This is a genomic window from Actinomyces sp. W5033, assembly GCF_051303165.1.
Genome location: NZ_JBPPGD010000001.1, coordinates 75,126 through 87,314 on the forward strand (window position 1 = coordinate 75,126; position 12,189 = coordinate 87,314).

Annotated in this window: 10 protein-coding genes; 7 read left to right on the plus strand and 3 right to left on the minus strand. The window is 71.7% G+C overall.

Going from position 1 to position 12,189, the window contains the following annotated elements:
• Positions 1 to 102: 102 nt before the first annotated feature.
• Positions 103 to 2,199: a glucose PTS transporter subunit IIA gene (locus tag ACSJJR_RS00345; RefSeq protein ID WP_435941535.1), complete on the minus strand. Its 2,097-nt coding sequence runs from the start codon at positions 2,197 to 2,199 to the stop codon at positions 103 to 105.
• A gap of 247 nt (positions 2,200 to 2,446) precedes the next feature.
• On the opposite strand from ACSJJR_RS00345, the gene ACSJJR_RS00350 reads away from it, so the two are divergent.
• From ACSJJR_RS00350 to ACSJJR_RS00365, 4 genes are all read left to right on the plus strand, one after another.
• On the plus strand, positions 2,447 to 3,067 hold the full coding sequence (locus ACSJJR_RS00350; protein WP_435941536.1) for a hypothetical protein: 621 nt from the start codon (positions 2,447 to 2,449) through the stop codon (positions 3,065 to 3,067).
• Between the two features lie 89 nt (positions 3,068 to 3,156).
• Positions 3,157 to 4,824, plus strand: coding sequence for an ABC-F family ATP-binding cassette domain-containing protein (locus ACSJJR_RS00355; protein ID WP_435941537.1), 1,668 nt, complete (start codon positions 3,157 to 3,159; stop codon positions 4,822 to 4,824).
• A 154-nt stretch (positions 4,825 to 4,978) separates the two neighbouring features.
• Positions 4,979 to 5,368: a HesB/IscA family protein gene (locus tag ACSJJR_RS00360; RefSeq protein ID WP_435941538.1), complete on the plus strand. Its 390-nt coding sequence runs from the start codon at positions 4,979 to 4,981 to the stop codon at positions 5,366 to 5,368.
• 105 nt (positions 5,369 to 5,473) lie between these two features.
• Complete coding sequence (locus ACSJJR_RS00365) at positions 5,474 to 6,442, plus strand: FKBP-type peptidyl-prolyl cis-trans isomerase (protein ID WP_435941539.1); 969 nt, start codon at positions 5,474 to 5,476, stop codon at positions 6,440 to 6,442.
• Positions 6,443 to 6,590: 148 nt separating this feature from the next.
• Here ACSJJR_RS00365 and ACSJJR_RS00370 read toward each other — a convergent pair whose 3' ends face one another.
• A complete protein-coding gene (locus ACSJJR_RS00370; protein ID WP_435941540.1) occupies positions 6,591 to 7,214 on the minus strand; it encodes a superoxide dismutase in 624 nt (207 codons plus the stop codon).
• A 221-nt stretch (positions 7,215 to 7,435) separates the two neighbouring features.
• Here ACSJJR_RS00370 and ACSJJR_RS00375 point away from each other — a divergent pair, with 221 nt between their 5' ends.
• Positions 7,436 to 7,879, plus strand: a complete 444-nt coding sequence (locus tag ACSJJR_RS00375; RefSeq protein ID WP_435941541.1) for a hypothetical protein — start codon at positions 7,436 to 7,438, stop codon at positions 7,877 to 7,879.
• Between the two features lie 79 nt (positions 7,880 to 7,958).
• On the opposite strand, the gene ACSJJR_RS00380 is transcribed toward ACSJJR_RS00375, so the two are convergent.
• A complete protein-coding gene (locus tag ACSJJR_RS00380) occupies positions 7,959 to 9,632 on the minus strand; it encodes a DEDD exonuclease domain-containing protein (RefSeq protein ID WP_435941748.1) in 1,674 nt (557 codons plus the stop codon).
• A 135-nt stretch (positions 9,633 to 9,767) separates the two neighbouring features.
• Here ACSJJR_RS00380 and ACSJJR_RS00385 point away from each other — a divergent pair, with 135 nt between their 5' ends.
• Positions 9,768 to 10,694, plus strand: coding sequence for a lysophospholipid acyltransferase family protein (locus ACSJJR_RS00385; RefSeq protein WP_435941542.1), 927 nt, complete (start codon positions 9,768 to 9,770; stop codon positions 10,692 to 10,694).
• Positions 10,695 to 10,893: 199 nt separating this feature from the next.
• A complete protein-coding gene (locus ACSJJR_RS00390; RefSeq protein WP_435941543.1) occupies positions 10,894 to 12,123 on the plus strand; it encodes a pyrophosphate--fructose-6-phosphate 1-phosphotransferase in 1,230 nt (409 codons plus the stop codon).
• Positions 12,124 to 12,189: the final 66 nt, after the last annotated feature.

Below are 12,189 nucleotides of genomic sequence, written 5' to 3' on the forward strand. Positions count from 1 at the left end.
GGCGGCGAAGGGCGTCGGCGCGCAGCGACGGGGGGCGGTACCCGGCCGTGCTGCCGGGTACCGCCCCCCGTCGTGCTCTCAGGCGCTGGGGTGCCGGTTCCCTCAGGCGGTGACGCGCAGGAGCAGGTCGCCCATGGCGACCTCGCCCTCAGCGGCGGGCTCCACCGAGGCGAAGGACGCGGTGTTGGTCACGAGCACCGGGGTGGTGAGCGCGTAGCCGGCGGCCTCGACGGTGGCGCGGTCCACGTGGACGAGCTCCTGCCCGGCCTCGACCCGGTCACCCTGGGACACCTTGACGTCGAAGCCCTGTCCACCGAGGTTGACCGTGTCGATGCCCACGTGGATGAGCAGCTCGACCCCGTTGTCCAGGGTGATGCCGTAGGCGTGGCCGGAGGAGGGCGCGACGACGACCGTGCCCGCGGCCGGGGCCGTGACGACGATGGTGGCTCCCACAGGCTCGATGGCCGCTCCGTTGCCGAGGGCTCCGGAGCTGAAGACCGGGTCGGCGACGTCGGCCAGGGCCAGGACGTGGCCGGCCAGCGGGGCGGCGACCTCGGTGACGCTGCCGCTGGCGGGCGCAGCCGCGCCGGAAGCCGCGCCAGCCGTGGCGGCGGCCTCTGCGGCCAGGTCGGCCGCGGTCTCAGCCGGGTCTGCCTTGACGACACCGCCTGCCAGGCCGGCCGCGGCACGCTCCTCCTTCGTGCGGTAGTTGAAGGCCACGATGAGGAAGAAGGAGGTGAAGAAGGAGGCCGTGATCGCCACGGCGTACAGCGCCATCGGGTCGAAGATCGGGATGGTGAGCAACGAGGTGAAGGCGAAGGTGCCCGTCTCGATACCGCCGCCGATGCCGGTGATGAGGCCGCCGACGAGGCAGCCGACGAGCATGAGCGGGTAGATGCGCTTGAAGCGCAGGTGGATGCCGTACAGGGAGGGCTCGGAGATGCCACCGAGGAGTCCGGCGGCCAGCGCGCCGGAGGCGGTCTGGCGCATCTCACGGTCGCGGTCGCGCATGGACCACACGAGCACGCCGGCGGTGGCGCCGAAGCAGGCGAAGTTCCACGAGCCCATGGGGCCCTGGATGAAGTCCATGTGGCCGGTGGCGGGGCTGGCGATGTTGGCGAGCATGAGCGCGTTGAGCGGCCAGTGCAGGCCCAGCGGCACGAGGAAGGGGTAGATGAGCGGGATGAGGATCGCGAAGACGATGGGGGCGTTGCCGTTGAGCCACGCCAGCCCGCTGCCCAGGCCGGTGCCGAGCCAGATGGACATGGGGCCGATGAGGAAGGCGGTGACCGGCATCATGATGACGAAGGAGAAGAAGGGCACGAAGACCATCTGCACGTTGGCCGGGAAGACCTTGGTCAGCGCCTTGTAGACCAGGGCCAGCACGGCCACCATGATGAGGGGCACGAAGACCTGGCCGCCGTAGTCGTTGAGCTGCATCGGCAGGCCGAAGACCTGCGCGACGCACGACTGGGTGCCCAGCGTGGTGTTGGTGGTGCACTCGACCTGGTCGGAGAAGGCCAGCGCCGCCTGGTACAGGCCGGAGCCCTCCTGGGTCTCGGTGTAGGCGGTCGAGCCCAGGCTGATGAAGTTGGGCGTCAGGAGCGAGGCCATGACGGCGGTGCCGACCCACGGGTCGATGTTGAGCTTCTTCGAGGCGTTGTAGGCCACCATGACGGGCAGGAAGTAGAAGACCGCGCGCCACATCGTGTCGACGTAGACCCAGGTGGTGCCCTTGGCGGCGTCGTCGCGGAAGTCCACGACCCCCAGCGCGTCGAGCACCGCCTCGAAGGCGATGATGAGGGAGGCGCCCAGCAGCACGGGAAGCAGGGGGCGGAAGGAGTCCGAGAGGTACTCGAAGAAGGCATCGACCAGGGCGTTCTTGCCACGGGCCTTGGCGCGGGCCGCCGCCTTGACGTCGGCGTCCGAGCGGCTGGCTCCCGCCTGCATCGACGGCAGGTTCATGATCTGGGTGTACACGCCCTGCACCGCGCCGCCGATGACGATCTGGTAGCGGTCCCCGGACTGGGGGACCGCTCCCATGACGCCGGGGATGGCCTCGACGACGGCCTTGTCGACCACGGAGGCGTCGTGGAGCTCGAAGCGCAGGCGTGTGGCGCAGTGGGTGAGGCTGGAGATGTTGCCGGGGCCGCCGACGGCCTCGACGATCGCTTCCGGTACTGACGTGGTTGTCGTCATCGTGTGCCTTTCGCAGGCCTGCGCTCGGCGACGCCGGTGCCGTCCGGGACCGCGGCGTCGTGGGCGCGCAGGATATGGGGATCACCGCCAGCATGCTGGTGGTCACACGAGCGTAGCGCAGGGCCGGGCTCCACAGGAGAGGGCGGTGGCAGGCGGCGGTGCGGCACCTGGGGAAGGCGTTGCGAGCACAGGGGAAGGTGGTGGCAATGCCAGCGACACGACTGGCCGTCACCTTGGAGGAGGACCTGTGAGCACGACGACGACCCTGAGCACAAGCACCACCGCGGCGCCGACGCACGAGGAGGGCGTGCGCGAGCGCGGCCTGTACGGGCCCCGCGGGTGGAGCGTGACAGTGGGTGTCTGGGACGTCCTGGACGCCTGCCGCGACGAGGTGCGCTCCTGCACGCTGCCCACCGCCCTCGGTCAGGGCGCTTGCGGCCTCATCGAGGACGGGGAGCCCGTGGACGACTACACCCCCTTCCACGACCTGGGCCCTGACCAGGCCCGCCGCCTGCTCGACATCCTGCCCGAGGACCAGCTCGAGGACCGTCAGAACCTCTCACCCAGCCTGGGCGCGCTGCTTCGCGCCTGCGTGCGCGCACAGGGGCGCGTGAGGCTGTCCGGCTACGGGATCGGTCCCCAGCGCCCTGACGAGCGGGTGACGGTGGAGGCCCTGTGGGTCCAGGACCCCGACCTGCTCGCTTTCGAGGTCCATGAGGAGCACGACGAGGGCTGCCGCTGCCGCGAGCTGTGGGAGACGGTGCGCCGGCGTTACGACCTGGACGCCGAGGCCCTGCCCGACGAGATGCGTGCGTGCCGACGCCTGTGGACCCACGGGCAGGTGGGCACCTGGCTGTGGTGGGACTGAGCCGCGGGCGTGCGGGGAGCGCGGTGTGACCGACGCCAGGTGCCCGGGCAGCGCTCCCGGGGCCGGGCGCCTGGCCCCGGGCCCGTAGCATGACGGGCGTGATCAACGTCCAGGACCTCACCATGCGCATCGGCGCCCGCCAGCTCGTCGCCGGAGCGAGCTACCGCGTCGACAAGGGGATGCGCATCGGTCTGGTTGGGCGCAACGGCGCCGGCAAGACGACCATGACCAAGCTCCTGGCCGCCCAGTCCGTCGCCCAGGGCACGAGCCAGGCGGTCGCGGACGCCGACGAGGCCCACGGCCTGCAGGCCGTCGACTACGACGGCACCATCAGCTGCAACGGCTCGGTCGGCTACCTGCCCCAGGACACCAAGGTCGGTGACCTCGAGGAGGTCGCCCGTGACCGCATCCTGTCCGCCCGCGGCATCGACGCGCTGCTGGCCCGCATCCGCAAGGCGGAGGAGCGCATCTCCACGACCCAGGGTGACGCCATGGCCAAGGCCCTGGACCGCTACACCCGCCTCGACCACGAGTTCACCATGGCCGGGGGCTACGCGGCCGCGGGCGAGGCCTCACGCATCGCGGCAGCCCTGGGCCTGCCCGACCGTGTGCTCAACCAGCCAGTCGGCACCCTCTCAGGTGGCCAGCGACGTCGCGTCGAGCTCGCGCGCGTGCTCTTCCAGCAGCCCGACACCCTCCTGCTCGACGAGCCCACCAACCACCTCGACCACGACTCCGTGCTGTGGCTGCGCGACCACCTGCGCACCTACGCCGGTGGCTTCATCGTCATCTCCCACGACGTCGAGCTCCTGCGCGACACCGTCAACCAGGTGATGTACCTCGACGCCAACCGCGGGGTGCTGGACGTCTACCACCTGGGCTGGGACGCCTACCTGCGCCAGCGCGCCGAGGACGAGGCCCGCCGTCGCAAGGAGCGCGCGAACGCGGAGCGGAAGGCCGCCGCGCTGCGCGCCCAGGGCGAGAAGATGCGGGCCAAGGCCACCAAGGCCGTGGCCGCGCAGCAGATGCTGCGCCGTGCCGAGCGCCTGCTGGAGGACCTCGACGACCAGCGCGCGGCGGACAAGGTCGCCCACCTGCGCTTTCCCGACCCCGCGCCCTGCGGCAAGACCCCTCTGAGGGCCTCACGGCTGAGCAAGGCCTACGGCTCCCTCGAGGTCTTCTCCGGGGTGGACCTGGCCATCGACCGCGGCAGCCGCGTCGTCATCCTGGGCCTCAACGGCGCGGGCAAGACCACGATGCTGCGTATCCTCGCCGGCGTCGAGACCCCTGACTCCGGTGAGGTGGTGCCCGGCCACGGGCTCAAGATCGGCTACTACGCCCAGGAGCACGAGACCATCGACACCGGCCGGACGGTGGTGGAGAACCTGCGCCGTGCCGCCCCGGACATGGATGACACCCAGGTGCGCAGCGTGCTGGGCTCCTTCCTGTTCTCCGGCGCGGACGCGGACAAGCCCGCCCGGGTGCTGTCGGGTGGGGAGAAGACGCGCCTGGCGCTGGCGATCCTCGTCGTGTCCAGCGCCAACGTCCTGCTGCTGGACGAGCCGACCAACAACCTCGACCCTGCCAGCCGGGAGGAGATCCTGCGCGCACTGGGGACCTTCGAGGGCGCCGTCGTCCTCGTCACCCACGACGAGGGCGCGGTCCAGGCCCTGGAGCCGGACCGGGTGCTGCTCCTGCCCGACGGCGACGAGGACCTGTGGGGCGAGGAGTACCTCGAGCTCGTCACCCTGGCCTGAGGCGTGCCGCCCGTCCCGCTCTCGGTGAGTGCCGCCACAACGGTGCGGCTCGGGGTTGGACGTAGGCTGACGGGGAACAAGATGCCCGACCTGGGGGTTGGAGCCCGCGCCACCGCGTCCCGGGCCCGGCACGCCCACGAATGAGGAGACTCACATGGCTGAGACCACGCTGACCGACCTGACGACGGCCGTCCCCGAGCACGAGGTGCTTCTCACCGAGGCCGCCGCAGCCAAGGTCGCCGCCCTGCTCACCCAGGAGGGGCGCGACGACCTGCGTCTGCGGGTGGCCGTCCAGCCCGGAGGCTGCTCCGGCCTGGTCTACCAGCTCTACTTCGACGATCGCCTGCTCGACGGCGACGCCGTGCGCTCCTTCGAGACCGGCGCCGCTGACCTGGCTGCGGTCGAGGTCGTCGTGGACCGCATGAGCGTGCCGTACCTGTCTGGCGCGACCATCGACTTCGCCGACTCCATCGAGAAGCAGGGCTTCACCATCGACAACCCCAACGCCTCGGGCACCTGCGCCTGCGGCGAGTCCTTCCACTGAGCGGTGCACGGTCCGGCACGACCGCTCCGCCCCACGGCCGCCGTGCGCACGGCGGCCGTCGCACGCACCACCCGCCACACGCCCACACAGCCCGCCAAGGAGACCATGTTGCGCCGCCACCTCGCCCTGAGCGCCCTCGCGCTCGCGTCCAGCCTCGTCCTCGCCGCCTGCGGCTCCTCCACGGGGGCCGACGCGACGGCCACCGCGACGCCGAGCGGCACGACGTCCCCGGGCGTGGCGACCGGGGTGGTCTGCTCCGGGCTCACCATCGACGAGTCCTCCACGGCCCTGCCGACGCTCGCCGGTGAGGAGGGCACCACCCCGGTGCCCACGTGGACGGGCGAGGCCGCCCCCGCCAACCTCACGGTCGCCACCCTGGCGGAGGGCGACGGCGCGACGGTCACGGAGTCCGACTTCGTCACCGTCTCCTACGCGGGGTGGCAGTGGGACTCCGACAAGACCTTCGACTCCTCCTACGAGCGCGGCAAGCCGGCGACCTTCAGCCTCCAGGGCGTCATCACCGGGTGGCGCTGCGGCCTGGCCGGGCACAAGGTGGGCGACAGGGTACTCATGAGCGTGCCCTCCCAGTACGCCTACGGCGAGACCGCCACCAACGGCAGCCCGACGGGCCCGCTCGTCTTCGTGGTGGAGATCAAGGCCCTCGGCACCACTGCCGGCGCGAGCCTCGAGGGGGAGCAGGCCCTGGCGGAACGCGGCGTGACGGTGACCGGCGAGCTCGGCTCCGCCGCGTCCATCAGCGTCAGCGAGGGCGCCGTAGAGCCCACGCAGACGGAGGTCATCGTCCTGGCCCGGGGGACGGGTGCCGCGATCACGGCAGAGGACACGATCGGTCTCAACATGGCCTTCACCTCCTGGGACGGCTCGGTGAGCCAGTCCTCCTGGGAGCAGGCGAGCCCCCAGTACGTGACGATGGCCCAGGCCCCTGGCCTGAGCGGGCTTATCGGGGTCCCGGCGGGGTCGCGGGTGGTCGTCCTCATGCCCGCGGGCACCGGCTCCTCGGGTGAGTCCGTCCCCGCCTTCGCCTACGTCCTGGATGTTGCCGCGTTCCTGTGACCGCGCGCGGCTGTGACCGCCGCCCGACGACGACGCCCCGGGCACCCCCCCAGGTGGGAGGGGGGTTGTGTGTAAACACGTGCGGCTGACAGGGGTCGGGCCGGCGCGTGCGGGTGCCGGCACGCGGAACGGGCCTCGGCCGACGGCCTCAGCGCAGGATGAGGCCCTGGGCCTGGGAGGTCGCGGCCGCCAGGCGCTCGGCGACGTCCTGCCAGTTGGCGATGTTCCAGATGGCCTTGACGTAGTCGGCCTTGACATTGAGGTAGTCGAGGTAGAAGGCGTGCTCCCACATGTCCACCTGGAACAGCGGGATGGTGCCCACCGGGACGTTGCCCTGCTGGTCGAAGAGCTGGAAGGTCACGAGCCTGCCGGAGACGCTGTCCCAGGCCAGGACGGACCAGCCGGAGCCCTGGATCCCCAGCGCGTTGGCGGTGAACTGCGCCTGGAACCTCTCGAAGGAGCCGAAGGAGTCCGTGATGGCCTCGGCGAGCTCGCCCTCGGGACGACCGCCGCCGTCAGGGGAGAGGTTCTTCCAGAAGACCGAGTGGTTGATGTGCCCGCCGAGGTTGAAGGCGAGGTTCTTCTCCAGGAGGTTGATGGCGCCGTGGTCGCCGCACTCGCGGGCGGCCTCGAGCTTGTCGAGGGCGGCGTTGGCGCCCGCGACGTAGGCGGCGTGGTGCTTGTCGTGGTGGAGCTCCATGATCTTGGCGGAGATGTGGGGCTCGAGGGCGGAGTAGTCGTAGGGGAGCTCGGGAAGCGTGTACACGGCCATGTGCGGCTGCCTTTCGTGCTGGCCGGGCGGTCCCGGCGCGTCAACGACGGTCCATAGTCTGAACCGAGGTCCTGGACGTTATTGATCGTATCCACCGATTTAAGGGGTCGCCAGAGTGACGACTGTGATTACACTGACGGCGCAGTGCCGGACCTGCCGTTCCCGGACGAGCCCGGACGACGGTCGGCCCTGCCACGCACGTCCGATCGCACGGAGGACCCATGACCGACCAGGCTACCAGCCACCGCCTCGACCTCCTTGTCTTCTCCGACGACGCCAACGTGCGCCAGGAGGTCCTTACCGGTGTCGGGCGACGCCCCGCCAAGGGCCTGCCCCTCGTGCACTGGACCGAGTGCGCCACCGCCGAGGGTGTGCGCCTGGCCCTCAAGGACCGCGCCGCTGAGGGCAGGGCCCCCTTCGACGTCCTTGTCCTCGACGCCGAGGCCAAGGGCCTGGGAGGCATGGGTCTGGCGCACGAGCTCCTCGTCGAGCTCGACCAGCGGCCCCCGGTGGTGCTGCTGACCGCCCGCCCCCAGGACGCCTGGCTGTCCGCCTGGGCCAAGGCGCAGGCCGTCGTGCCCCGCCCCCTGGACCCCCTGGCGCTGCAGGAGGCCGTTGCCGCTGCGCTGAGCGCCCGGCGCGGCGCCGTCGTCGCTGCCGGCTGAGCACCGGGAGCCGCCGGGGCCTGCGCACGCACCGGCGCGACCTGTGCCCTCAGAACGCGCACGGGCCGCGCCAGGGCCCTCAGCCCTCGGCACGGAGCACGCGCTGGTGACGGGCCGCTGCACCCACCGGCCAGGTGAGGGCAGCGCACACGTCCATCTGCGCCCCGACGGCCTCGGCCGCGGGGTCCTCGGCGCCGACCTCCACGAGCCTGGCCCCGTCCTCCAGCACCCACTCGGCCAGCAGCAGCGTCTCCTCGACGCTCGTCGCCTGCCCGACCCTCTCCGGGCGCTGGACCGCCTGAGCCGTCGAGCGCAGCGCCGTCACCGCTGGACGGGGGTCCGCGCCCGGCGGGGTCACCGCGCTGCCTGCCAGGCGCCCCCAGCGCACGGCGACGAGCTCCCATCCGCCGCCCTCACGGCGGCGGGCGGCCACGAGGTGCGGGCAGGCCAGCAGCGGGCGCACCGCCTCAGCGCGCCGCGAGGCCTCCAGGAAGGAGCGAAGCCGCGCCGTCCAGAGCCCGGCCTCCTCGAAGCGCTCCGCGGCCGCCAGCGCCGCCACCCGCTCCAGCAGGGGCGCCGCCACCACGTCGCACTCGCCAGACAGGGCACGGCGGGCCAGCTCCGCCTGCTGGGCGGGCTCTTGCTGCGGGGCCAGGCCCGCGGCGCCGTGGCCGTCCCAGGAGCGCAGGCGCAGCACCGACTCCGCCGCCCGCTGGGCGTCACGCAGCGCGCTGCGCGAGGCGAAGGGCCCCACCGCGCAGGACACCTCCTCGGTCCCCAGCAGCGTCGTGGAGACCAGGCGCGGCTGCGCCCCGCCCGCCAGACGCAGCCACGGCCGACGGCGCGGGTGGCGTGAGTGACGGTTGACGACGGGGTCGAGCTCATCGATGAGACGCAGCTCGCGCACACGCGCCTCGACCTCAGTCGGCGTGGGGATGACACGCACGTCAACGGTGGTGTCGAGCATCTGCGCCACCCTCGTGCGCCTCTCCGCCGCCGTGAAGTAGGAGCGCACCCGCCGGCGCAGGTCCACGGCCGAGCCCACGTAGAGCACCTCGCCGGTGGAGGAGACGAACTCGTAGACGCCCGGGGTCGAGGGAAGGCCGTCAGCCAGGCGGCTCTTGGCCCGGCGTGCCGCAGGAACAGGGTCGCTTGCCGTCGCCAGGTCCTCCACATGGGTGACGCCCAGCGTGGCCAGCTCCTCCAGGGCGGCGTGCAGCACGTCCACCGTGGCCCGTGCGTCGTCCAGGGCGCGGTGCGTGGGGCGCGTGGGGGAGCCGACGAAGGAGGAGAGGGTGGCGAGGCGGTGGTTGGGCACCTCCGCCCGGCTCCAGGCCCGCCGCGCCAGGGCCAGCGTGTCAACCACCACGGGCTCGGGCCACCGCAGCCCCAGCTCGCGGGCTGCCGCGCGCAGGTGACCGACGTCGAAACGCGCGTTGTGCGCGACCAGCACCGTCCCCGGCTCGTCCAGGCCGGCCCAGCCGAGGAAACGCTCCAGCGCCTGAGCCACCATGGGCGCACCGGCCACCATCGCGTTCGTGATGCCCGTGAGGAGGGTGATCTGGGGCGGGATGACGGCGCCGGGGTTGACGAGTGTGCCCATCTCGCTCAGGACCTGCCCCGCGCGCACACGCACGGCCCCGATCTCCGTGATGGCGTGGGCACCCGGAGCGCCGCCGGTGGTCTCCAGATCGACGACGACGAAGGACACCTCGCTCAGTGCCAGCCCCATCTGCTCGAAGGCCGGCTGCACGGCCCGCGCGCGCCCTGCTCCCGCGGGGCGCGGTGGGGCATGGGAAGGCACACGTTGAGGCTAGACTCCTGTCAGCGGCCGCGTGCACCCACGCGCCCACTCCAGACGATCTCAACCCAGGCGCAGGAGGTCCCCGTGGGATACCGAGGCATCAAGACGGCCGTCGGCCCCGCTCTCGAGATGCTCTACCAGCCCTGGATCCGCGGCGAGGAGAACATCCCGGCTGAGGGGGCTGCCATCCTGGCCTCCAACCACCTGGCCGTCATCGACTCCTTCTTCCTGCCGCTGCTCATCGACCGTGAGGTGGCCTTCATCGGCAAGTCGGACTACTTCACCGGCAAGGGCGTCAAGGGGTGGGCTGTCAAGAGCTTCATGACCGCCGTCGGCACGATCCCTGTGGACCGCTCGGGTGGCCGGGCCTCTCAGGCGGCCCTCCAGGCGGGCATCGACCGACTGCGCGCCGGCGACCTCTTCGGGATCTACCCGGAGGGCACGCGCAGCCCCGACGGGCGCCTGTACCGCGGCAAGACCGGTGTGGCCCGCATCGCCCTGGCCACGGGCGCCCCCGTCATCCCGGTGGCGATGATCGGCTCGAACCTCGCCCAGCCCATCGGCCAGGTGGTGCCATCCACCCGCCACCGCGTGGGCATCGTCATCGGCGAGCCACTGGACTTCTCACGCTACAAGGGCCTGGAGAACGACCGCTTCGTCCTGCGCTCGATCACCGACGAGATCATGTACGCCCTCATGGCCCTGTCCGGCCAGGAGTACGTCGATCTCTACGCGGCCGACGTCAAGAAGGCCATGGACGCTGACAGGAAGAGCGCCGACGAGGTGGTGACCGAGATGCTCGAGGCCCGGGCCCTGCGCCGCCCCGCTGCCGCCCCGGTCCAGGCCCCCGGCGGCCGCCCGGCCCCCGAGACGAGCGTGCCCGAGCCGCCCGAGGAGCCCGTCGAGGCTGAGGAGCCCGCGGAGGTCGAGGACCCCCAGGGCGGGGACCACAGCACCGGCACCGGCAAGGAGCCCGGGGCGGCAGGGACCGTCGGACCCGCCCAGGACTGACGCGCGGGCCGGGCGTGTGCGGCCTCGACCCGGCCGCAGGCAGCGTTGGGCGGCTGGGCGGGTGCGGGACCCTGACTCTCGCCCGCCGGGCCGGGTAAACTCCGCGTCAAGGCACGTCCCGTGCCGCCCTCGTCCCGGCCGCCGGCGGGCTCGCTCCCGACGGCGTCGAGCTGCACGCACCCAACCCGAAAGGTTCTCGATGTCGATCCGTCGCGTCGCCCTGCTCACCGCGGGCGGTTTCGCCCCCTGCCTGTCCGCCGCCGTCGGCGACCTCATCGAGCGCTACACCGAGGTCGCTCCCGAGGTCGAGATCATCGCCTACCAGTACGGCTACCACGGCCTGCTCACCGGCAACTACATCGTCATCGACGACGAGGGCCGCAAGAACGCCGGCATCCTGCGCGAGTTCGGTGGCTCCCCGATCGGCAACTCCCGCGTCAAGCTCACCAACGCCAAGAACCTCGTCGAGCGCGGCCTCGTGGAGGAGGGCGTCAACCCCCTCGAGTTCGCGGCCGAGCAGCTGCGCAAGGACGGCGTCGACGTCCTGCACACCATCGGTGGCGACGACACCAACACCACCGCCGCGGACCTGGCCGCCTACCTCAAGGAGCACGACTACGACCTCACCGTCGTCGGCCTGCCCAAGACCATCGACAACGACATCGTGCCCATCCGCCAGTCCCTGGGCGCCTGGTCCGCCGCCCAGGAGGGCGCAGGCTTCGCCTTCAACGTCATCGGCGAGCACCGCTCCAACCCGCGCATGCTCATCATCCACGAGTGCATGGGCCGCAACTGCGGCTACCTCACCGCCGAGACCGCCAAGCGCTACCACGAGCTGCTGGGCACCAAGAGCTGGGCGCCGTCCCTGGGCCTGGCGCGCGAGCGCTGGGACGTGCACGCCGTCTTCCTGCCGGAGATGAAGCTCGACCTTGAGGCCGAGGCCAAGCGCCTTAAGGACCTCATGGACTCCCAGGGCAACGTCAACATCTTCCTGTCCGAGGGCGCCGGTGTCCCCGAGATCATCGCCGAGATGGAGGCCCGTGGCGAGGAGGTCCAGCGTGACCCCTTCGGCCACGTCAAGCTCGACACCATCAACCCCGGCCAGTGGTTCGCCAAGCAGTTCGCGCACCTTATCGGCGCCGAGAAGGTCATGGTCCAGAAGTCCGGTTACTTCTCTCGCGCCACCAACGCCAACCAGGAGGACCTCGACCTCATCAAGTCCATGTGCGACCTGGCCGTCGAGTGCGCCCTCAAGGGCGAGTCCGGCGTCATCGGCAACGACGAGGAGAACGGTGACGAGCTGTGCGCCATCGCCTTCCCGCGCATCGCCGGCCACAAGGCCTTCGACATCACCCAGCCCTGGTTCACCGGGCTCATGGCCGAGATCGGCCAGGGTGTCGAGCCCGCTGAGGTCTCCGCGGAGCACTGAGCCAGCCCCGCGCTGACGACGACGGCCCCCGTGTCCCGCCTGGTGGCGGGCGCGGGGGCCGCTGCA

What these genes read in the sequence shown, in the direction of transcription:
- ACSJJR_RS00375 (WP_435941541.1), top strand. Translation starts at nt 7,436, where the DNA reads ATGACCGACCAGGCTACCAGCCACCGCCTCGACCTCCTTGTCTTCTCC.
- ACSJJR_RS00370 (WP_435941540.1), bottom strand. Translation starts at nt 7,214, where the DNA reads ATGGCCGTGTACACGCTTCCCGAGCTCCCCTACGACTACTCCGCCCTC.
- ACSJJR_RS00390 (WP_435941543.1), top strand. Translation starts at nt 10,894, where the DNA reads ATGTCGATCCGTCGCGTCGCCCTGCTCACCGCGGGCGGTTTCGCCCCC.
- ACSJJR_RS00360 (WP_435941538.1), top strand. Translation starts at nt 4,979, where the DNA reads ATGGCTGAGACCACGCTGACCGACCTGACGACGGCCGTCCCCGAGCAC.
- ACSJJR_RS00355 (WP_435941537.1), top strand. Translation starts at nt 3,157, where the DNA reads ATGACGGGCGTGATCAACGTCCAGGACCTCACCATGCGCATCGGCGCC.
- ACSJJR_RS00365 (WP_435941539.1), top strand. Translation starts at nt 5,474, where the DNA reads ATGTTGCGCCGCCACCTCGCCCTGAGCGCCCTCGCGCTCGCGTCCAGC.
- ACSJJR_RS00345 (WP_435941535.1), bottom strand. Translation starts at nt 2,199, where the DNA reads ATGACGACAACCACGTCAGTACCGGAAGCGATCGTCGAGGCCGTCGGC.